A 20,105-nucleotide genomic window follows, 5' to 3' on the forward strand; every position below is an offset into this window, starting at 1 on the left:
ATGCAGGGGCTGCGCTAATCGTTCTGTCCACGCCGCTGCTTCGGGCGGCCGATCGAAACATCAGTGATGCAGATATCGACGACAAGCGTGCCGACGCACGATCCCAAACGGCGCGTCCTCAAGGACGTGTTCGGCTTCGACGATTTCCGTCCCGGACAGGCCGCGGTGATGGAGGCGCTGCTTGGCGGCCGCCATGTGCTGGCCGTCATGCCGACGGGTGCCGGCAAATCGCTGTGCTACCAGGTTCCGGCGCTGGTCAAGGGTGGGCTGACCATTGTCGTTTCGCCGCTAGTGGCGCTGATGCAGGATCAGGTCGCGGCACTGCGCCTCGCCGGCGTCGCCGCCGATACGATCAATTCCTCGATCGACCGTGATGCCAATGTCGCGGCATGGCGCCGCGTCGCGTCGGGCCAGACGCGGCTGCTCTACCTCGCGCCGGAACGGCTGATGACCGAGCGGATGCTGGATGCGCTTGCCAGGCTCGATGTCAGCCTGATCGCCATCGACGAGGCGCATTGCATTTCGCAGTGGGGGCCGGCGTTCCGGCGCGAATATGAAGACCTGTCGCAGCTGCGTGGCATCTTTCCCGACGTACCGATCATTGCGGTGACGGCGACGGCGGACGAGACGACGCGGGCAGACATCGAGAGACGGCTGTTTGGCGGGCGTGTCGAAACGCAGGTGCTTGGCTTCGACCGGCCCAACATCAAGCTTGCCATCGAGCCCAAGCAGGACAGCAAGCGGCAGTTGCTCAACTTCATCGAGCGCCATCAGGGGCGCAGCGGCATCGTCTACTGCCTGTCGCGCAAGAAGACCGAAGAGATGGCGGCATTCCTCGAAAAGAACGGCGTCGCCGCGCTCGCCTATCACGCCGGCATGAGCAAGGAGGCGCGTGATGCCAACCAGAACGCCTTCATGACGCTGTCGGGCGTCGTCATGGTGGCGACCATCGCCTTCGGCATGGGGATCGACAAGCCTGATGTCGCGTATGTCTTCCACACCGACCTGCCGGGCAGCCTCGAGGCCTATTACCAGGAAATCGGCCGCGCCGGTCGCGACGGCCGGGCGGCGGAGGCGCATATGCTTTACGGCCTTGGCGACATCCGCATGCGCCGCATGTTCATCGACGACGAGGACGCCGCTGTCGAACACAAGCGCCGCTCGCATGGCCGGCTCGATACGCTGATCGGCTATTGCGAGACGGCCGAGTGCCGCCGCCAGGTGCTGCTCGGCTATTTCGGTGAAGAGGCGGTCCCTTGCGGCAATTGCGACAATTGCCTGGAACAGGCGCCGCGCGCCGACGGCACCGCCGAGGCGCGCCTCATCCTGGCGGCGGTGGCGCAGAGCGGCGAGCGCTTCGGCGCCGGCCATGTCATCGACATCCTGATCGGCCACGAGACTGAAAAGATCGCGGCAAGGGGGCATCACAGGCTGGCAGCCTTCGGCAATGGCGCCGCGCACAAGAAGGATTTTTGGCAATCTATGATTCGCCAGCTGGTCGCGAACGGTTTCCTGATGCCGGACCCGGCCGGCCATGGCGGGTTGGCCATCGCGGACAAGGGCCACGCACTCGGCCGGGGCGAGGTGCCGTTCCAGTATCGGGTCGAGATGCGCACGCGCGCCGCGCGCCGCGCGGCTCGCGCCGGGCAGAGCCCCCAGAGCGAAAATGTAGATGCGTCGCTGCTCGCGGCGCTCAAGACGCTGCGGCTGCGGCTGGCCAAGGAACGCCAGGTGCCGGCCTATGTGGTGTTTTCGGATCGTACACTGATCGACATGGCCGAGCGTCGTCCGCAAGACCTCGACGATTTCGCCGGGGTCAACGGCGTCGGCGCGGCCAAGCTCAAGGAGTTCGGCAAGGTTTTTCTGAGCGCCATTGCCGCGCACTTTTCCGAGGCGTCAGGCTGAGAGGCTTTTGCTGGACCAAAGCCCGATCCGGCATCAGTACGCCTTCAACTTGCCCGCCCGCTTATCCTTTCATTTTGGCGCTACCCTGCCGTAGGGGAATGGCCTTCCAAATTGTATGGAACCGTGACGACAACACACATTCCTGAATCTATGCGGTCGATTCTTCGGATGTAGCCGTGACTATGGATCCCGCTGTTGCGCGCGGGTGGCGGTTTTCTTGGCCTTGGAGACGCTACGTCGGCAGCCGCTATCCGCTGAGCCGAATGGTATGATTCAGACCATCTTTGTTGTTGAAAACCCGCTTTCGACGGCAGTATAAAACTCGAGGTTACCATTGCTTTTCGTATAGAGGCTGTGGTGGAAACGTGGGTCCAATCCGCAAAGCATTGCCTTGCGTGGAAGTGGTCGAAGCCGGCGGCGGATGGTCCGTTCCTGTGGCCAAGGAAGACCAGGAAATTACCCGATCATTCGTGATTGAACCGTTTGCGCTGTCCTATGCTGAGGGCCAGCGGATACGCCTGCATCTCGACAAGTTCGTTCGTCTGTAGAGAGGCTAAGCCCGATGAAAGACCGGTGGGAACCTGACCACCAGTTCATTGAAAGCGCCCGCCGTAGCCAGCTCCGAGCGGAGAGCCAACTGGACTCCCTGCAATCGACCATCGCCGAAACGCGACGCGTCCTAGAGGCTTCACGGAAGCTCTTGGAAAAGTTGCCGAGCGGGAACACCATACCCAGCCATAGGGAATGGCCGGTGCAGGTTGGGCATGCTTGTGGGGCTTCACCGCACCGGCCACTGCGGGAAGATATGAGGCCCCCCGCGCCGCCTAAGATATAGGCATATTAGCAATCGCGCAATTAACCCTATTGCGCTACCCAGCCGTAGAGGCAAGGAAATCGGAGAAGTTGGTGCCGGTTAACCGCCAGCACGCGAGCAAGTCATTCTGAAAGCATGAAAAACGCGATTTTGCTCGTGCCAATTGAGCGTCTGAAATCTAGTTCCTGCTGCCGATTATCCCTAAGTTAACTGGAATACTTATATTCCCGAAGGGTTGCGAATCAGTCGATTGTCAAGCGCATGCCATGGAGCAAGCAAGGGATCGATTTGAGCAGAAGGGCCGCAGCGGTCGAAGCGCGCTGGGAAATCCGAGCGGCTTCGGCAATTGTCCGCTCTGGCTCGCCCGCTACAACTCGACTCGCGCAGTGTGGACGGAATCACCGGCCATGTGGACGAGAACCATCTGGCGATGTCGTTCACCGAGTTTCGTTCGCGCTACAGCCTTTAAGGGCAAGGTGATCAAGGGCGATCGGATCGCCGCCTCAGGCGGCTTCGCGTTCGGCCTGCGCAGTCAGGTCCGGCTCCCGGCGGCTGTACTGCCGCGGCGAACAGCCCATGACGCGCTTGAATGCCGTGCTGAAGGCGCTTTCGGATTCGTAGCCGAGCGCCAGCGCGATGACGGAAACCGGATCGCCGGAATGCATCAGCCTGTCGCCGGCCAGCATCATGCGCCAGCGCGTCAGATAATCCAGGGGTGAGGCCCCGACCGTCTGCTTGAATCTGAGCGCAAAAGTCGATCGCGACATGCCGGCGCGCTCCGCCAGTTGCTGCAATGTCCAGCCATGCGCCGGGTCCTCGTGCATGGCGCCGATCGCCGCGCCGATCTGCCTGTCGGTGAGTGCGAACAGCCAGCCGACATTGCCTTGCGCGGTCATATGCAGGCGCAAGGCCTCGATCAGGATCATGTGGGCGAGGTGCTCGACGATGAGAAAGCCGCCGGGACGCCGCTGGCGCAATTCCTGCATCATCCGCTCCACCGGCCAGCGAAGCGCCGAATGGTCGCTCTCGCCGCGGATGTGGACGATGGGCGGCAGCATCCGCAACAGGATGCCGGCATGGTCGCCGGACAGCGTGAAGCGACTGCTGACCAGGAGGAAATCGCCGCCGCCATTATGGACGGTGATGCCGCCGGTCCGCGCCGGTGAAAAGATCGTTCGCGCATCGACCGTCGGCAGGCCGAGATCGCTGGCAAGGCGGAAAGGCCGGCCGCGCGGCAACAGGAAGCAGTCGCCCACGTCCAGCCGCACCGCGTCAGGGACGCCCTCGACCGACAGCCAGCATCGGCCGGACACCACGGCGCCGCATTTGATGGCGGCCTGCTGGTCAGGAAACTGGATCGCCCAGTCGCCACCGGTTTCCAGCCCAGCCGACAGGTAATTGCGCGGCTTCAGTAGCGACAGCACGTCTGACAGCGGATCCATGAGCGTTCTCGGACGATTGCGAAGATATCTCGGATTTTACAGTATAGATCGTATGATCTCAAACTTCTATCTCCTTCGCAACGGGCTGCCTGTACGGCGTTCGACAAAAACCAAGGAGAAATCATCATGCGTGTGTTCGTTACCGGGGCTACCGGTTTTGTCGGTTCGGCTGTTGTGCGGGAATTGCTCGGGGCGGGCCATCAGGTGCTTGGCCTCGCGCGGTCGGAAGCAGGTGCGGAGTCGATCGTGGCCGCGGGTGCCGAGGCGCATCGCGGCGATATCGAGGATTTCGACAGCCTGCGCAGCGGCGCTACCCAATCGGATGGCGTCATCCACACGGCCTTCAACCACGACTTTTCGAGATTCGCCGCCAGTTGCGCAGTTGACCAGCGCGCCATCGAAACGCTCGGCGCGGCGCTCGAGGGTTCCGAGCGGCCGCTGCTTGTCACCTCCGGCCTCGCCGGTTTTGCGCAGGGAAGGCCGGCAACCGAAGACGACAAACCCGCGCCTCCATCGGCCGCCATGCCGCGCGCTTCGGAAGCAACGGCCGTGGCGCTCGCAGCGCGCGGGGTGCGCGCATCGACGGTGCGGCTGGCGCCGACCGTCCATGGCGAGGGCGATCACGGTTTCGTGCCGATGCTGATTGCCATTGCGCGTGAAAAGGGCGTCTCGGCCTATGTCGGCGACGGCGCAAATTGCTGGGCGGCGGTGCACCGGTTCGACGCCGCCACCCTGTACAGGCTGGCGCTGGAGAAGGGGGCGGGCGGCGTCAGCTATCATGCGGTTGCCGAACAGGGCGTGGCGAGCAAAGAGATCGCCGAGATCATCGGCCGCCGGCTCGGCCTGCCGGTGGTTTCCATAGGCCCCGAGGACGCGGCTGCGCATTTCGGCTTTCTCGGGCATTTCATCGGCAGGGACTTGTCGGCGTCAAGTGAGCAGACCCGCACTGCGCTGGGATGGCAGCCGACCGGGCCGGGGCTCATCGCCGATCTCGATCGTGCCCGCTATTTCGAGGCCTGATCAGGCCGGCCAGTCGCGTTGCATTGCACGACCGACAGCCTGGCGATCAGCGGCAGTGCCAGCAAAACGGCCAGACGCAGCCCGCCGAGCGGGCAGCACCGTCGTGCTGCTGGAACCGCCGCCACATCTGTATGGCGGCAAGCAGAACGAACACGGCGTAGGCCGCCCGCAGCCCGGACGACCTGCTCGCCCGTCGCCGGAAAGCCGGCGAAGGCATGGCCTCGTCATGGCAGACCTACCTTGTTACGGGGATGCGCGCGCGATTCCCGCGCCTAGTTAGAGATCGCCCTTCCTCACCTTGCCGTAAACGATATTCCGGTTCGAGCCATAGTAGACTTTCGCGTCGAAAGGACTCCCGCCGAGGGCGGCATTGATGATGTCCCACATATCGTCGGCCGAACGTAGGATGAGCGGCCAATCCATGAAAGTCTCCATGTAACCATCCGTCGTTATCTCGTCGCTGAAATTGGCAAACAGGAATTCGCCACCGGGCTTGACGAGTTCCATGGCTCTTTGAAGCAGGCGGATGCCGATGGCACGCGGCAGGTAATCGTAAAGCCCCGATGCGTAGACGAGATCGAATGTGCCAAGGGCGTAGGCGCGGCGCAGGATGCCGCGTACGGAACCCTGGACTGCCTCGACTGCCGTGCCGGCAAAGTCGTGGTTCACCGTGGCTACGCTGACGGGGTCCTGATCCAGGCCGATCCAACGTTGCAGTTTATGCCTGGCCAACGCATCGGAGCGTTCGGCTTCCCTGAGGTGGCCGCAGGCAATCGCCAACACCTCAGCCTTTTCCACACTGCTGGCCGTCTCGTCCACGGTCCTGGCCAGAATATCCCGCCGCTCGCGCCCCGCCACCGAACTGGCAGCTTCACTGGTGTACGCATAAATTTGCCGACCAAGTAAGGTCGACGAGGCCACGATCTCGTCGGCGATCGGATGCTTGTAGTAAATATCCAGCAGGCCTGCATCGCCTGAATACCCGCGCGGTTTTTCGACCGACCACCGCGTGAACGGGTCTTGGAGCAAATATTCCGCGACCCGATGCTGCTGAGCCAAAGGAACGAGTTTCTGCCAGACCGCGGGAGCAACCTGCCGGCGGAGCTTGTGGAGTCGCCCCGCCAAACGATGGACGACGGGGGCGGCCGGTTTGTTTCGCGCAAAGGCTTGATGAGCAAGGTCCAGTATCAGGGCGAGCTGGGCCGTGCTGTCCCTCAACTCGTCGGAGTCAGCCGCCTCTTCGGAGGTCGCAACATGTTTCGTCATCAGCCTGGTGGTGACCAGGCTGTATTGGTCGAGCTGCAGTTTTGGCTTGATAGGCATGCCGTTTACTCTCCGGTTTACCGCCCCGGTCCCCGGCCAGCAGCATAGGTGCGCCGCTAACCAACGCTAACAATTTTAATAAAATTTTAGTAAAATTTTAATCAACGGAACGGCCATCAATCCTGCAAACTGGCTAAATCCGAACCGCCCGTTTACCCTCGGTTAGCGACATCTGACTTTTCTTGCGGACAGGGACGTCTTCATTCCCCGACCGCAGGCGACGTCGGCTGTTGCATTCGCTACTGCAGATCGCGGAGGAGCGTTGCGATGCAACTGAGCGAGGACGTTGCCCAGAAGGTGGCGGCAGCGATTGGACGTCCGCGGTGGCATTCCGCCGATCCGGAACTGCTGGCACTGTTCCTGCAGAAGGATGCCGATGAGAATCGCAGTCTTGTGCGATGGGGTATTGCGGCTGCTGTATTCAGCTATGTGGCCTATGGCCTTTTCGATTGGTTTCTCTTTCCGGATGTCGCCGGCCGGCTTGTTTTGACGCGCGTTACGCTAGGGATCACTTCCCTGGCGCTTGTCGAATTTGTCGCCCGACGGGGCTTTGCCCTTGCCACCTTGCACCTTGTAGCAGCGCTGGCGATTGTCTCCGGTGCCCTTGGGTGGCTCGTCTCCGCTGTTGGAACAGAGCATCAGGATGCCCTCTCCCATTTCATGGTTTTTGGCACAGTGTTCATCCTGGGTGCGAATCTGTTCTTCAACTTCCGTTTTTGGCTTTCAGCCCTTGCCTCCGCGACGGTCGCCGCAAGCTTTGTGTACGCCGCGATGTTCTCCCTTCAGGCCGACATCGCCGGCCGCATCGTGATGTCGGCCTATTTCGTGAACTGCCTCGTCTTGTCGCTTTATCTTTCCTGGCGGCTGAGCCTGGAGCGGTACCAGACCTTCCTGCACGCGCTTCGGGCGCAGTTCCAGGAGCAGGCTGCTATCAAGAAGGGGCAAAAGCTAACCGAAATCGCCGACACCGATCCGCTCACGGGAATGAAGAACCGCAGGGCGATCATTCGAGAATTCTCGGAGCTGCGCGAAGACTGGGCCGCGGACGACGACGAGATAGGGCTCATTCTGATCGACGTCGACTACTTCAAAAGGTTCAATGACGGACTTGGTCATCAGGCCGGCGACGATTGCCTGATCAAACTCGCCCATGTCCTCTCCGAGATGGCGGCTGCCAACAACGCCATCGCGGCCCGCTATGGCGGAGAAGAATTCGTCATTCTCTGCAAGGTCACCGGGCGGGCTCACCTTCATGAGATAACGAAGAAATTCTGTCGCGCTGTAGAGGATTTGGATATCTATCACCCTGACCGGGGCGACAAGCTCAACATCGTCACGATCAGTGCCGGAGCGTCGTTGACGCGCGCCGATCAGAGCATAGAGCTTAGAATCCTGCTGCAGGAAGCTGACCGCGCACTCTACGCGTCCAAGTTTGCCGGTCGGGCTACGTTCACGATTTACGACCCACACGCCACCAGCCAGGATCGCTCGGGCGAAAATCTTTCAGAACTGCTGAAGGTGGCAGTTTCCAACCAGCTCGTTTCTGTCGCCTACCAGCCAATTCGCGAGCTGGCGTCGGGACGCGTGCTGGGCCACGAGAGTCTGATGCGGGTATGCGACTTCGACGGCACCATGATCAGTCCGTCCGTATTCATACCCGTTGCCGAGCAGACCGGAGCGATCGTGGAACTGGGTACGTGGCTGATCGATCGAGCCTGCGGTGACATGACGGAATACGGATTGGGCTCGGTCGTGACGGTGAACGTCTCCGTTCTTCAGCTCAAGGCTCCCAACTTTTCGCTCCGGATCACCGAAATCCTTGGCAGGCACGGCCTTGCGCCCCAGAAACTGGCCATCGAAATCACCGAAGGCAGTGACATCTTTCTGGAGGCGCAAGCGGTCAGAAACGTGGAGCGGTTGCGAAAACTCGGCGTTCAGATCTGGCTGGACGACTTCGGAACGGGATTTGCCGGCCTGACATGGCTCCGCCGCTTCAAATTCGACGTGGTCAAGATCGATCGCAGCTTCCTCCACGACTGCCAGACGTCTCGTGGCTTGAGCCTGTTGCGGGACATGGTCGGGCTGCTTCGCAATCTCGGCCATGTCGTGCTCGCCGAGGGCGTCGAAACGGAGGAGCAGTACATATTGCTGCAGCGCCTGGGGGTAAATTTGATGCAGGGCTTCCTCACCGGGCATCCCGTGCCGATCGAAGAGGTAAACCAGATCAGGCAAGGCCTCGTTGCCTAGCGGGAGCCTCTACGCTGAAGCTTCGGAGGGCATCCTGCTTCATTCCGGTCCCCCTACGCTACTTCGTAGCTTCGGGCGACACTCCTACGCCCAGATGCGGTTCCGGGTGGCCTGCCACCCGAAGCCCGCAGGGCGTAGGGTGGCGGAGAGGGAGGGATTCGAACCCCCGATGGGCTTGCACCCATGCCGCATTTCGAGTGCGGTGCATTCGACCACTCTGCCACCTCTCCGCGGTCATGGTCGGCCGTTGCCGGCGCGGCGCACTAGATAACGGCTGGGCGGGCAGGTTACAAGGCCAAATCCGCGGGGGAATTCAGCTTCCTGTGCGGGCTCTGTCTGGAGGGCTGCGTTGCGGCCACGTCGGCAGATGGGGCCAACCGGTCCTCGACCGGAGAGATCGGGGGCGGCAAGGAGGCGGCGTGGCCAAGGATTCCGCCCGTTTGCCTTGACTCGTACCGAACCTTCGGTTAGGGGAAGCGCGCAATCGGCGTGGAGGGTTCTTCCACGCCGCTTGTTTTTCGAACCCGCAGACTGACAAAAGACGGCCGAACCGCGTGACGCGGCTCATCGAGGCCGACCGAACAGCGAAAGGCAAAAAATGTTCGCAGTCATTAAAACGGGCGGTAAGCAGTATCGCGTTGCCGCCAACGATCTCCTGAAGATCGAGAAGCTCGAAGCCAATGTCGGCGATATCGTCGAAATCGGCAGCGTCCTCGCCCATGGCGAAGGCGAAAATGTCACCTTCGGCGCCCCGTTCGTCGATGGCGCTCTGGTCACGGCGGAAGTCGTCGAGCAGGGCAAGAACCGCACCGTCATCGCTTTCAAGAAGCGCCGCCGGCAGAATTCGCGCCGCAAGATCGGCCACCGCCAGCTTCTGACCACCGTGCGGATCGCCGAGATCCTGCTGGGTGGCGCCAAGCCTTCCAAGAAGGCCGCAGCCAAGGTGGAAGCCAAGGAAGTCAAGGCTGACGTAGCGCCCGAGGCGAAGGCCGAGGCCGCGCCGAAGGAAGCCAAGGCGAAGAAGGAAGCCAAAGCCGAGGCTGCTCCGAAGGATGAAGCCAAGACGGAGACCGCCGTCGCCGCGCCGCTGTTCAAGGCGCCGAAGGGCGAGCCGGACGATTTGGCCGTGATCAAGGGCATCGGCCCGGTTGCCGCCGGCCAGCTGCACGAGCAGGGCATCACCACCTTCGCCCAGCTTGCCAAGCTGTCGGACAAGGACGTGGCCAAGATCGACGCGCACATGCCCTTCAGCACCGACCAGATCAACGACTGGCGCGAGCAGGCCAAGGAACTGGCGAAGAAGTAAAACGAACCGGCGACAAGGTCGCCGGATCGGACTTGAAACGGAACGCGAACGCGTTCATAAGACCATTCAAGCGCCCCAGGGCGCATCGGAGTTAGTTAGATGGCACACAAGAAAGCTGGCGGCTCGTCGCGCAACGGTCGCGACTCGCATTCCAAGCGTCTGGGCGTGAAGAAGTTCGGCGGCGAAGCCGTCATCCCGGGCAACATCATCATCCGTCAACGCGGCACCACCTGGCATCCCGGCGTCAATGTCGGCATGGGCACGGACCACACCCTTTTTGCGCTCGAGACCGGCGCAGTCACCTTCAACAAAAAAGCCAACGGCCGAACCTACGTATCGGTCAACCCGATTACCAAAGCCGCGGAGTAGCCGGTTCCGCACTATAAAACCGGCGCCCATCTCGGGAACCGGTGTCTGGCCAAACCAGTGAATGGAGCCAGGAAAAGGATCAGGGGAGATGGGTTTTCCATCTCCCTTTTTTTCTTGCCTGGAGGACGTCGAATGGTTGCCGAAGCGGAAGACACCGAGGACGAAAGTTACGCGATAGACTGCCCGGTGCTGGCCACGGAGCGGCTGGTGATGCGCGCTCCCTGCGAAGCCGATATCGCCCAACTGGTCGAGCTTGCCGACAACCGTCATGTCGCCGAGATGCTGGCCCGCATGCCGCACCCCTATGGCGAGGCCGAGGCACGCGCCTTCCTGGCTATGACGAGATCGCGCCGGGCCGGCATCGCCTATGCGCTGACGCTGGCCAGTACCGACATTTTCGTCGGCTGCGCCGGCCTCAACATGACCGACCGCGGGCTGGAGCTCGGCTACTGGATCGGCGAGCCCTATTGGAAGCGCGGCTATGCGACGGAGGCCGCGCATGCGTTGGTCGACCTCGCCTTCCAACGGACGTCGATCCAGGTGCTGCAGGCTTCGACGCGGGTGATCAATCCGGCCTCGCGCCGGGTCATCCACAAATGCGGCTTCCAGTATGCCGGCCAGGGCATGCTGAACTCGATCGTCGCCGGCCAGGTGCCGGTCGAGCGGTACCGGCTGGACAGAAAGACCTGGATCAGCCTGCGCAACTGGGTGCATTTCTAGGTGTTTTGATATTCAGGTGAGGCCGGCCTCCAAATGCGGGTTTATGCGCTTCCGGTGCACGTACTTAAGTACGCTCCGCTCCGGTTCTCGAAAACCAGTGTTTTCGGCTCGGCCTGACCTGAATCTCAACACACCTAGGCGCGTGCCTCCAAACGACAGGTTTGGCAACGTTGGTTGTGGATCGGACTCAACTCAGCCCATCTCGACCCAGATCGGGAGATGGTCCGAGCCGACCGCTTCACGGTCGACCCACAGGCGCTTCAGCGATCCGGCGAGCGAGGCCGAGGTGAAGATGTAGTCTATGCGCTTGTGGCGGCTTGTGTCTTCGGGTCGCGTGGGATCGACCCAGGTGACGACCTCTGGTGTGTTCAGGCGCTGGGCGACGTCGACGGCGAGATCGGCGGTCAGCGGCATACCGAATTCATGGTCCGGGCGGCCGACGAGTTCGACATATTCGGGCGAGCCGGGCAGCATGTTGAAGTCGCCCATGACGATGAAGGCTTCGGGATAGGGCAGGTCCGGCAGGCCGATCTCGGGAATGCCGGAGAGACCGCCGCCCTCGAAGGCATAGTTCAACAGGCGCTGGCGCAGGAACCTGATCTGGCTGGCGCGCTCAACCGGACTGCGATGGTCGAGATGCGTGGAATAGAAGCGGATGAAGCCGAGCGGGGTCTCGACCAGCGCCTCGAGTGCGCCGCGCTGGAAGTTCATCGCCTCAAGGCTGCGGCTGCGCGGCAAAAGCAGATTGCGCGACAGATGGATCGGCGTCTTCGACAGCACCATGTTGCCGAGCTGGAAAGTGGTGGTGATGGCGCGGCCGGCCTCCAGGCGCGAGCCGACATTGACCTCGAAATTGCTGCCGTAGGCGGCAAAATATTCGGGCAGCGCCTCGCCGATCTCGGCGACCATGTCGCGGTTGCCGTTCCTCGGATTGTTGCGGGTCACTTCCTGCAGCGCGATCACGTCGGCGCCGCGAACCGCCGCGGTGATGCGGCCGAGATCGTAGCGGCCATCCAGACCGATACCGTACTGGATGTTGTAGCTTACAACCTTCATTCCCGCGCCCCTCAAGCTCCGTCCGCGAACACTGCTACCGCGTCCCCGACAAAAGGGCATCCGGCGCTTTAGTCGCAAAACGGCCTCGCCCTTGGCCGCGCCTTGGTTTAGAGCAAGGCGCAAGATCTAAAGCAAAGCCGCAAGGCCAACAGAAACTGCGTAGTCCAATGAAATTTCTCGATCAAGCCAAGGTTTATATCCGCTCCGGCGACGGTGGCGCCGGCTCTGTGTCGTTCCGGCGCGAAAAATTCATCGAATTCGGCGGCCCGGATGGCGGCGACGGCGGCCGCGGCGGCGATGTCTGGCTGGAAGCGGTCAATGGGCTGAACACGCTGATCGACTATCGCTATCAGCAGCATTTCAAGGCCAAGACCGGCGTCCACGGCATGGGCCGCAACATGACCGGCGCCAAGGGCGCCGATGTGACGCTCAAGGTGCCGGCCGGAACCCAGGTGTTTGCCGAGGACAACGAGACGCTGATCTGCGACCTGACCGTGGTCGGCCAGCGGTTCCTGCTGGCCAAGGGCGGCAATGGCGGTTTCGGCAACCAGCATTTCAAGACCTCGACCAACCAGGCGCCTCGCCGCGCCAATCCGGGCCAGCCCGGCGAAGAGATGAATGTCTGGCTGCGGCTGAAGCTGATTGCCGACGCCGGCCTGGTCGGGCTGCCAAATGCCGGCAAGTCGACTTTTCTGGCAACCGTCACCGCAGCCAAGCCAAAGATCGCCGACTACCCCTTCACCACGCTGCATCCAGGTCTCGGCGTTGCCCGCATCGATGCGCGCGAATTCGTCATCGCCGACATTCCGGGCCTCATCGAGGGCGCGCATGAGGGTGTCGGCATCGGCGACCGGTTCCTCGGCCATGTCGAGCGCACGCGTGTGCTTTTGCATCTGGTTTCGGCGCAGGAGGAAAATCCGGGCAAAGCCTACAAGACCGTGCGCGCCGAGCTGGATGCCTATGGCAATGGGCTGATCGAGAAGGTCGAGATCGTGGCGCTGAGCCAGGTCGATATCCTCGACGCCGATGAGCGCAAGAAGAAGGTTGCGTCGCTCAAACGCGCTGCCGGCCGCGCGCCGATGCTGCTGTCGGCGGCCACCGGCGAGGGCGTCGAAGCGGTGCTGCGGGCGCTGATGGCGGTTGTCGGCGAAGCGCGCGACAGGGCTGCCGCTCCCGTCGAGACCCGCTGGGACCGATAGCGATGACGGCGCAGTCGCTGACAAAATACCGGCGCATCACGGTCAAGATCGGTTCGGCCTTGCTGGTCGACCGCACCAGCGGCCTGAAGCGCGACTGGCTGGCTTCGCTTGCCGAGGATATTGCAGTGCTGGCCAATGGCGGCGCCGAGATCCTGGTCGTGTCCTCCGGCGCCATTGCGCTCGGCCGCACCATTCTCGGTCTCGGCAAACGGGCGCTGAAGCTCGAGGAGAGCCAGGCGGCGGCCGCCGTCGGGCAAATTGCGCTCGCCGGCGCATGGTCGGATGCGCTGGGCAAGGGTGCGCTGAAATCGGGCCAGATCCTGCTGACGCTCGGCGACACCGAGGAGCGCCGTCGCTATCTCAATGCGCGGGCGACGATCTCGACACTGCTCAAGATGAAGGCGGTGCCGGTCATCAACGAGAACGACACGGTGGCGACGTCCGAGATCCGCTATGGCGACAATGACCGGCTGGCGGCACGCGTGGCGACCATGATGGGCGCCGACCTGCTGGTGCTGCTCTCCGACATTGACGGGCTCTATACGGCGCCGCCGGCGCGCGATCCCGATGCAAAATTCATTCCGGTGGTCGACCGCATCACGCCCGATATCGAGGCTATGGCCGGGGCGGCCGCATCCGAACTGTCGCGCGGCGGCATGCGCACCAAGCTCGATGCCGGCAAGATCGCCACCGCCGCCGGCACCGCCATGATCATCACCTCGGGCACCAGGCTGTCGCCACTGATGGCGATCGAGCGTGGCGAGCGCGCCACCTTCTTCAGGCCGAGCGCCAATCCGGTGAAAGGCTACAAGACCTGGATCGCCGGCCAGCTCGAACCGGCCGGGCGGCTCACCGTCGACGCCGGCGCCATCGGTGCGCTGCTGTCCGGCAAATCTTTGCTGCCGGCCGGCGTCAGGCTGGTCAGCGGCAATTTCTCGCGCGGTGACACGGTGGCCATCCTGTCGCCGGAAGGGCGCGAGATCGCGCGCGGGCTTGTTGCCTACGATGCCGCCGATGCCGTAAGGATCGCAGGCCTGAAGACAGCGGAGATCGAAACCGTGCTCGGCTACGAGGCGCGCTCGGCGATGGTCCACCGCGACGATCTGGTGGTGAGCGATGCGGGTGACCAGATACGGGCTGCCGGCCAGGTATGGGCCGGGGGCGAGGTAAGCGGAGGATGAGACATGCTGAAGTTGCATGAACAATCCGGGGATGACACCGTCGCGCTGATGGCTGATATCGGCCGCCGCGCCCGCGCGGCCGCCCGACCGTTGGCGATTGCGACCGCCGCCGCCAAGGATGCCGCACTTCTCGCCATGGCCGACGCGATCATCGCGCGCCAGCAGCAGATTCTCGATGCCAACGCCATCGATGTCTCTAACGGACACGAATCGGGCTTGTCCGGCTCCTTCATGGACCGGTTGAAGCTCGATCCGGCGCGCACCCGTGCCATGGCGGATGGCATCCGTGAAATCGCCGGGCTCAGGGACCCGGTCGGCGATGTGATTGCCGCCTGGGATCGCCCCAACGGCCTGCAGATCGAGCGCGTGCGCACGCCGCTCGGCGTTGTCGGCGTCATTTATGAAAGCCGGCCGAATGTGACGGCGGATGCCGGCGCGCTCTGCCTCAAGGCCGGCAATCCGGTGATCCTGCGCGGCGGCTCGGACTCGCTCAATTCGTCCGCCGCCATTCATGCCTGCCTGGTCGAGGGGCTGAAGGCCGCCGGCCTGCCGGAAGACGCCATTCAGCTGGTGCCGACCACCGACCGCGCCGCCGTCGGCGAGATGCTGAAAGGGGTTGGCGGCAATCTCGACGTCATCATTCCGCGGGGCGGCAAGAGCCTGGTCGGGCGCGTGCAGAGCGAGGCGCGGGTGCCGGTCTTTGCCCATCTTGAAGGCATCTGCCATCTCTACATCGACCGCTCGGCCGATCTCGACATGGCGGTCAGGATCGCCGTCAACGCCAAGATGCGGCGCACCGGTGTCTGTGGCGCTGCAGAGACTTTGCTGGTCGACCGCGCGGTGGCCTCCACCCATCTGGTGCCGATCCTCGACGCGCTACGCGCCGCCGGCTGCGAGATCCATGCCGATCAGGAAGTGATGAAGCTGTTCTTCGACGCCAAGCCGGCGACCGATGCCGACTGGGTGACCGAATATCTCGACGCCGTCATCGCGGTAAAACTGGTCGACGGGATTGCCGGCGCCATCGACCATATCGAGACGTTCTCCTCACACCACACAGAGGCGATCATCGCCGAGGATACCAAAGCGGTCGAGCGGTTCTTCAACGAGATCGACTCGGCGATCCTTTTGCACAATGCCTCGACGCAGTTCGCCGATGGCGGCGAATTCGGCATGGGCGCCGAGATCGGCATCGCCACCGGCAAGATGCACGCGCGCGGACCGGTTGGTGTCGAGCAGCTGACCTCGTTCAAATACCGCGTGCGCGGGTCGGGACAGGTGAGGCCTTGAGCGCTGGCCTTACCCTCCCCCTTGTGGGGAGGGTGGCGAGCGCAGCGAGCCGGGTGGGGGTACGACGCTGAATTCTGCAATCCCCCCACCCCGCTCCGCTTCGCGGATCGACCCTCCCCACAAGGGGGAGGGTGGGGCGCCTCTTTCCTCGCACTACCTCCGCATGCCGCATGCCGAAAAGGGCCTCGCCGTCGGCCTGTTCGGCGGATCGTTCAACCCGCCGCATGCCGGCCATGCGCTGGTGGCGGAAATTGCCTTGCGGCGCCTCGCGCTCGACCAATTGTGGTGGATAGTGACGCCTGGCAATCCGCTGAAGAGCACCAGGGAACTGGCGCCGCTGAGCGACCGGCTGCTCCAGTCGGAGCAGATCGCCAAGAACCCGAAGATCAAGGTCACCGCCTTCGAGGCGGCGTATCATATTCGCTTCACCGCCGACACGCTGGCGCTGGTCAAGGCACGCAATCCCGGCGTCGACTTCGTCTGGATCATGGGCGCCGACTCACTCCGCGATTTCCACCGTTGGCAGCGCTGGCGCCAGATCGTCATGACCTTCCCCATCGCGGTCATCGACCGCCCGGGCGCGACGCTGTCCTTCCTGTCCTCGGTCGTGGCCAAGACCTTCGACTATGCCCGCGTCGACGAGGGTGACGCGCCCCGGCTCGCCCGCATGAAGGCGCCGGCCTGGACTTTTATTCACGGCCCGCGTTCGTCGCTGTCATCGAGTGCTATTCGCAAGCAAGCCAAGGGGTAACTCGTAAGGCCAGATCGCCGATGTCGCTTTTACGGCGGCCTTTCGCGATCCGCTGGGCGATGCTGCGCTGGATATGGCCAATTCAGTGAACCAGACCGACATCGACCACAATCATGGCGCCCCGCCGGCGCCCGTGATCGCCATTGCCAGCGTAATCGTGTCGATGGCGCTGATTGCGGTCGGGAATGGGTTGATGTTCGCCTATATCCCGGTCCGGCTTGGCGTCGAGCGCTTCGATCCGACCTGGGCCGGGCTGATCATCACCGGCCTTTCCGCCGGCGGCCTTGCCGGCTGCATCCTGACCGGGCCGCTGGTGCGCCGCGTCGGGCATGCCCGGGCCTTCATGGTGCTGTCGGCGTTGATTGCGCTGTCCAATGCTGCCATTGGCGCCGGCACCTACCCACTGCTGTGGATCGCCGCGCGCGCGCTTTACGGTTTTGCCATATGCGGCCTGTTCATCGTCGCCCAGAGCTGGCTCAACGATGCCGTCGCAAACGCCATTCGCGGCCGGGTGATGGCGGTGTTTTACGTCGCCTATGTCGCCGGACTTGGCGTCGGCTATGCCCTGCTGGCAGCGGTCGACATCGCGACGGCGCAGGCGCCGCTGATCGGCATTGCCTTCACCGCAGTGTCGATCCTGCCGGTCGGCATGACGCGGTTGGCTCAACCGCCGCCACCTCGCGCAGCCTCCGTGGCGCTCGGTCGCGCCTGGAGGATTTCGCCGGTCGGAGTGGCCGGCATGCTGGCCGTCGGCGGCCTGTCGATGGCGATCGCCGGGTTCGCACCGATCCATGCCACGGCCAAGGGCTACAGCCAGGCCGATGTGGCGCTGCTTTTGTCGGCGATGCCCGTCGGCACGCTGATCCTGCAGATACCGCTCGGCTGGATTTCCGACCGTACCGATCGCCGTTACGTGCTGGCCGGCGCTGCGGCACTGGCCATCGTCGCCGGTATTCTGGCTGTCGGCTTTGACGGTGGCGCTCTGGCGGTGCTGGTGGTGATCTATGTGATCTGGGACGGCGCTTCGGAATCGATCTATTCGCTGGCCAGCGCACACGCCGCCGATCGCGCCGGCAAGGACGACATGGTGGCGCTGTCGAGTTCGCTGCTGTTTGCCTGGTCGCTGTCGGGTTTCATCGTGCCAGGTATCGTGACGGCCCTGTCGGCCGTCTATGGAACGCAGGCCTTCATCTATGTGGCGATCATCATCGCCACCGTGTTCTGCCTGTTCGTGCTGTGGCGAGTGGCGACGACGCAGGCCGTTCCCGCCACGGCGACCGGCAGTTTCGCGCCGATGTCGGCGCAGGCGCCATTGCCGGTGGAGCTCGCCTACGCCCCGGAAGATCAGCGCTGAACGGTTTCACAGCTCCTACTGCCTGGTGGCGGCAGTTTCCTGTCGGGCCTCCGGCGGAGGTGCGGGAACCGAAATGGCTTCGGCGTCGAAGGCCTGCTTGACGCGTTTGGTGAGATCGATCTGGGTGGCGAAGAAATCCGCCGCCGTGGTCCAATAGCGCAAGGTGATGGCGACGCTGGCATCGCCCACGGTGGCAACGAAGGCGATCGGCGCCGGCTCTCGCTTGACGCGGCGCTCGCTGCCGGCAACGCCCAGCATGGTTTTCTGCGCCAAGTCGATGTCGTTCCAGGAGCCGATGCTCAGCGTGATATCGCCGCGGCGCACACCATTACGGGTAAAATTGCGCACCGGCTGGTTCCATAGCGTCGAATTGGGCGCCAGCACATAGACGCCGTCTGTCGTGCGGAGCTTGGTGGCGAACAGGCCGATTTCCTCGACGGTGCCGGAAATGGCGCCGACCTCGACATATTCGCCGATACGGAATGGCCTGAGCGCCAGAAGCATGATGCCTGCGGCGATGTTCTGCAGCGTGCCTTGCAGCGCCAGGCCGATTGCCAGCCCGATGGCGCCGATGGCGGCGATGATCGAGGCCGTCTGAACGCCGAACTGGCCGAGCACCATGATGACCACCAGGATCAGGATGGCGTAGCGCACGATCTTCGAGAAGAAATGGCGCAGCGTCGCGTCGAAACCATGGATATGGCCGAGGCCGGCTGAGATCGATCGTTCTGCGAGCCCGGCGACGAGATAGCCGACGACCAGCAGGATGATGGCGCCGATGGCGGAGAAGGAATAGGAAACGATCAGTGTGCTGAGTTGCGCAAGGCCAGCCTGCACGGTGAGCAGCGTGTTCTGGGGGTCGATTGGCATCAGGAAAATCCGTTTGGGGGGTGTGTCGATAACCCCTGCCGCGGCCATGGGTTCCGATTTTTCTCAAGGCTCCGGAACCGGAAGTCGTGCACTGCGTTCGCGGTGGCAGGGCCTCCCGTCTTGAAACTGCAAGGGAACTCTGCCTATCTATAGGGTGTCACCTGATTTCGTGGGTGATTTGGTTGTTCTTGCTGCGAAAGGAAATACACTGAGAACAGCATTGCGGAAGAAGGCTGACATCATGCCTTCGCCGGCCAGGATCAGCGTAGATGACGCCGTGTCCCGTGCCATCAAGACAGTCCTTGCCAGTCTGGAAGACTCCAAGGCCGAAAATATTGTCTCAATCGACATTCAGCGGAAATCGAGCCTCGGCGACTATATGGTCATCGCGTCGGGCCGGTCGCACCGTCATGTCTCGGCTGTCGCCGACCACCTGCTCAAGGCGCTCAAGGATGCCGGTCTCGGCACGGCGCGCGTCGAGGGGCTGTCCGGCGCCGACTGGGTCCTGATCGATTCAGGCGACATCATCGTCCATGTCTTCCGCCCAGAAGTCCGCGAATTCTACAATCTTGAAAAGATGTGGCAGGCGCCGGACCTCGAGGAAGAGACCTTGCACTGAGCTCCGTCTCATGTCGTAACCATCCTGGGTGCGACATGGATTGAAAGCTCGCCGAGGCAGGGATGAAGATAGCAGTTCATGCCGTGGGCCGGATGAAGGCCGGCCCCGAGAGAGAACTCGCCGACCGCTATTTCGAGCGTTTCGCCAAGAGCGGCCCGGCGATCGGGTTCGAATTCTCTGGTGTCGCCGAGATCGCCGAGGGACGAGCCCAGAACGCCAATGAGCGCCGCCGCGAGGAAGGCCAGAAGCTGCAGGCACAGCTGCAGCCGGGCACGGCGCTGTTCCTGCTCGACGAACGCGGCAAAAACCTGTCCTCAGACGATTTCGCCAGCCGTATCGGCCAGCTGCGCGATGGCGGACGCAAGGCGTTGGTCATCGCCATTGGCGGCGCCGACGGGCACGACCAGTCGATTCGCGATCAGGCTGAGCTGATGGTCTCGTTCGGCGCGGCGACCTGGCCGCACCAACTGGTGCGTGTCATGCTGGGCGAGCAGCTCTATCGGGCGGCAACGATTCTTTCGGGACATCCCTACCACCGTTCGTAAATCAGTGGGTCGAGGGTCAATCGTCCGGATTTCCGCCCCAATGCGCGGCTGTTTTGTGCTAGGCTTCGGTTCGATCATGGTTGATGGTTCGTTA

18 protein-coding genes and 1 tRNA gene are annotated in these 20,105 nt (G+C 63.0%); 14 read left to right on the top strand and 5 right to left on the bottom strand.

What is annotated here, in order from left to right; genetic code table 11:
• The first annotated feature begins 66 nt into the window (after positions 1-66).
• Both recQ and NKI06_RS07755 read left to right on the top strand, forming a co-directional pair.
• Positions 67-1,905 carry a DNA helicase RecQ gene (gene recQ / locus NKI06_RS07750; RefSeq protein WP_352984813.1) on the top strand — a complete coding sequence of 613 codons (1,839 nt, stop codon included), beginning with the start codon at positions 67-69 and terminating at the stop codon, positions 1,903-1,905.
• A 395-nt stretch (positions 1,906-2,300) separates the two neighbouring features.
• Positions 2,301-2,453 (top strand): hypothetical protein, encoded by a 153-nt coding sequence (locus NKI06_RS07755; protein ID WP_023668683.1) that lies wholly within the window; start codon positions 2,301-2,303, stop codon positions 2,451-2,453.
• Positions 2,454-3,222: 769 nt separating this feature from the next.
• Here NKI06_RS07755 and NKI06_RS07760 read toward each other — a convergent pair.
• A complete protein-coding gene (locus NKI06_RS07760) occupies positions 3,223-4,161 on the bottom strand; it encodes an AraC family transcriptional regulator (protein ID WP_023693170.1) in 939 nt (312 codons plus the stop codon).
• Positions 4,162-4,287: 126 nt separating this feature from the next.
• On the opposite strand from NKI06_RS07760, the gene NKI06_RS07765 reads away from it, so the two are divergent.
• Positions 4,288-5,181, top strand: a complete 894-nt coding sequence (locus NKI06_RS07765; protein ID WP_023693169.1) for an SDR family oxidoreductase — start codon at positions 4,288-4,290, stop codon at positions 5,179-5,181.
• Between the two features lie 276 nt (positions 5,182-5,457).
• On the opposite strand, the gene NKI06_RS07770 is transcribed toward NKI06_RS07765, so the two are convergent.
• Positions 5,458-6,504 (bottom strand): class I SAM-dependent methyltransferase, encoded by a 1,047-nt coding sequence (locus tag NKI06_RS07770; RefSeq protein ID WP_023693167.1) that lies wholly within the window; start codon positions 6,502-6,504, stop codon positions 5,458-5,460.
• 267 nt (positions 6,505-6,771) lie between these two features.
• On the opposite strand from NKI06_RS07770, the gene NKI06_RS07775 reads away from it, so the two are divergent.
• On the top strand, positions 6,772-8,751 hold the full coding sequence (locus tag NKI06_RS07775; RefSeq protein WP_352984750.1) for a putative bifunctional diguanylate cyclase/phosphodiesterase: 1,980 nt from the start codon (positions 6,772-6,774) through the stop codon (positions 8,749-8,751).
• Positions 8,752-8,891: 140 nt separating this feature from the next.
• On the opposite strand, the gene NKI06_RS07780 is transcribed toward NKI06_RS07775, so the two are convergent.
• Positions 8,892-8,981: transfer RNA gene (locus tag NKI06_RS07780), tRNA-Ser, on the bottom strand.
• A 368-nt stretch (positions 8,982-9,349) separates the two neighbouring features.
• Here NKI06_RS07780 and NKI06_RS07785 point away from each other — a divergent pair.
• The 3 genes from NKI06_RS07785 to NKI06_RS07795 all read left to right on the top strand — a co-directional run bounded on the left by NKI06_RS07785 (position 9,350) and on the right by NKI06_RS07795 (position 11,146).
• On the top strand, positions 9,350-10,057 hold the full coding sequence (locus tag NKI06_RS07785) for a 50S ribosomal protein L21 (RefSeq protein WP_023700236.1): 708 nt from the start codon (positions 9,350-9,352) through the stop codon (positions 10,055-10,057).
• A gap of 99 nt (positions 10,058-10,156) precedes the next feature.
• Positions 10,157-10,426, top strand: coding sequence for a 50S ribosomal protein L27 (rpmA, locus tag NKI06_RS07790; RefSeq protein WP_015315190.1), 270 nt, complete (start codon positions 10,157-10,159; stop codon positions 10,424-10,426).
• A 132-nt stretch (positions 10,427-10,558) separates the two neighbouring features.
• On the top strand, positions 10,559-11,146 hold the full coding sequence (locus NKI06_RS07795; RefSeq protein WP_023700237.1) for a GNAT family N-acetyltransferase: 588 nt from the start codon (positions 10,559-10,561) through the stop codon (positions 11,144-11,146).
• A gap of 192 nt (positions 11,147-11,338) precedes the next feature.
• Here the strand turns inward: NKI06_RS07795 and NKI06_RS07800 are convergent, their stop codons facing one another.
• Complete coding sequence (locus NKI06_RS07800; RefSeq protein WP_352984753.1) at positions 11,339-12,202, bottom strand: endonuclease/exonuclease/phosphatase family protein; 864 nt, start codon at positions 12,200-12,202, stop codon at positions 11,339-11,341.
• Positions 12,203-12,369: 167 nt separating this feature from the next.
• Between NKI06_RS07800 and obgE the strand changes: the two genes are divergently transcribed.
• From obgE to NKI06_RS07825, 5 genes are all read left to right on the top strand, one after another.
• Positions 12,370-13,401, top strand: coding sequence for a GTPase ObgE (gene obgE, locus NKI06_RS07805; protein ID WP_023668691.1), 1,032 nt, complete (start codon positions 12,370-12,372; stop codon positions 13,399-13,401).
• Between the two features lie 2 nt (positions 13,402-13,403).
• Entirely contained in the window at positions 13,404-14,582 is a 1,179-nt protein-coding gene (gene proB, locus NKI06_RS07810) for a glutamate 5-kinase (RefSeq protein ID WP_352984755.1), read from the top strand.
• Between the two features lie 3 nt (positions 14,583-14,585).
• Positions 14,586-15,872 (top strand): glutamate-5-semialdehyde dehydrogenase, encoded by a 1,287-nt coding sequence (locus tag NKI06_RS07815; RefSeq protein WP_352984757.1) that lies wholly within the window; start codon positions 14,586-14,588, stop codon positions 15,870-15,872.
• A gap of 163 nt (positions 15,873-16,035) precedes the next feature.
• Positions 16,036-16,623: a nicotinate-nucleotide adenylyltransferase gene (locus NKI06_RS07820; protein WP_031198711.1), complete on the top strand. Its 588-nt coding sequence runs from the start codon at positions 16,036-16,038 to the stop codon at positions 16,621-16,623.
• An 85-nt stretch (positions 16,624-16,708) separates the two neighbouring features.
• Positions 16,709-17,977: an MFS transporter gene (locus NKI06_RS07825; protein WP_488505147.1), complete on the top strand. Its 1,269-nt coding sequence runs from the start codon at positions 16,709-16,711 to the stop codon at positions 17,975-17,977.
• Between the two features lie 15 nt (positions 17,978-17,992).
• Here the strand turns inward: NKI06_RS07825 and NKI06_RS07830 are convergent, their stop codons facing one another.
• Positions 17,993-18,847 (bottom strand): mechanosensitive ion channel family protein, encoded by an 855-nt coding sequence (locus tag NKI06_RS07830; RefSeq protein WP_352537831.1) that lies wholly within the window; start codon positions 18,845-18,847, stop codon positions 17,993-17,995.
• Between the two features lie 241 nt (positions 18,848-19,088).
• Here NKI06_RS07830 and rsfS point away from each other — a divergent pair, with 241 nt between their 5' ends.
• Together rsfS and rlmH are read left to right on the top strand one after the other, a co-directional pair.
• On the top strand, positions 19,089-19,466 hold the full coding sequence (gene rsfS, locus NKI06_RS07835) for a ribosome silencing factor (RefSeq protein ID WP_023668698.1): 378 nt from the start codon (positions 19,089-19,091) through the stop codon (positions 19,464-19,466).
• A 62-nt stretch (positions 19,467-19,528) separates the two neighbouring features.
• Positions 19,529-20,011, top strand: coding sequence for a 23S rRNA (pseudouridine(1915)-N(3))-methyltransferase RlmH (gene rlmH, locus NKI06_RS07840; RefSeq protein WP_023668699.1), 483 nt, complete (start codon positions 19,529-19,531; stop codon positions 20,009-20,011).
• Positions 20,012-20,105 lie beyond the last annotated feature (94 nt).

Origin of the sequence: Mesorhizobium sp. M0772 (genome assembly GCF_040320135.1) — a bacterium.
GTDB lineage: Bacteria > Pseudomonadota > Alphaproteobacteria > Rhizobiales > Rhizobiaceae > Mesorhizobium.

Coding starts and splice junctions, on each gene's coding strand:
- recQ (WP_352984813.1), top strand. CDS start 67: ATGCAGATATCGACGACAAGCGTGCCGACGCACGATCCCAAACGGCGC.
- NKI06_RS07820 (WP_031198711.1), top strand. CDS start 16,036: ATGCCGCATGCCGAAAAGGGCCTCGCCGTCGGCCTGTTCGGCGGATCG.
- NKI06_RS07815 (WP_352984757.1), top strand. CDS start 14,586: ATGCTGAAGTTGCATGAACAATCCGGGGATGACACCGTCGCGCTGATG.
- rsfS (WP_023668698.1), top strand. CDS start 19,089: ATGCCTTCGCCGGCCAGGATCAGCGTAGATGACGCCGTGTCCCGTGCC.
- NKI06_RS07770 (WP_023693167.1), bottom strand. CDS start 6,504: ATGCCTATCAAGCCAAAACTGCAGCTCGACCAATACAGCCTGGTCACC.
- NKI06_RS07800 (WP_352984753.1), bottom strand. CDS start 12,202: ATGAAGGTTGTAAGCTACAACATCCAGTACGGTATCGGTCTGGATGGC.
- proB (WP_352984755.1), top strand. CDS start 13,404: ATGACGGCGCAGTCGCTGACAAAATACCGGCGCATCACGGTCAAGATC.
- NKI06_RS07795 (WP_023700237.1), top strand. CDS start 10,559: ATGGTTGCCGAAGCGGAAGACACCGAGGACGAAAGTTACGCGATAGAC.
- rpmA (WP_015315190.1), top strand. CDS start 10,157: ATGGCACACAAGAAAGCTGGCGGCTCGTCGCGCAACGGTCGCGACTCG.
- NKI06_RS07785 (WP_023700236.1), top strand. CDS start 9,350: ATGTTCGCAGTCATTAAAACGGGCGGTAAGCAGTATCGCGTTGCCGCC.
- NKI06_RS07830 (WP_352537831.1), bottom strand. CDS start 18,847: ATGCCAATCGACCCCCAGAACACGCTGCTCACCGTGCAGGCTGGCCTT.
- NKI06_RS07775 (WP_352984750.1), top strand. CDS start 6,772: ATGCAACTGAGCGAGGACGTTGCCCAGAAGGTGGCGGCAGCGATTGGA.
- obgE (WP_023668691.1), top strand. CDS start 12,370: ATGAAATTTCTCGATCAAGCCAAGGTTTATATCCGCTCCGGCGACGGT.
- rlmH (WP_023668699.1), top strand. CDS start 19,529: ATGAAGATAGCAGTTCATGCCGTGGGCCGGATGAAGGCCGGCCCCGAG.
- NKI06_RS07760 (WP_023693170.1), bottom strand. CDS start 4,161: ATGGATCCGCTGTCAGACGTGCTGTCGCTACTGAAGCCGCGCAATTAC.
- NKI06_RS07765 (WP_023693169.1), top strand. CDS start 4,288: ATGCGTGTGTTCGTTACCGGGGCTACCGGTTTTGTCGGTTCGGCTGTT.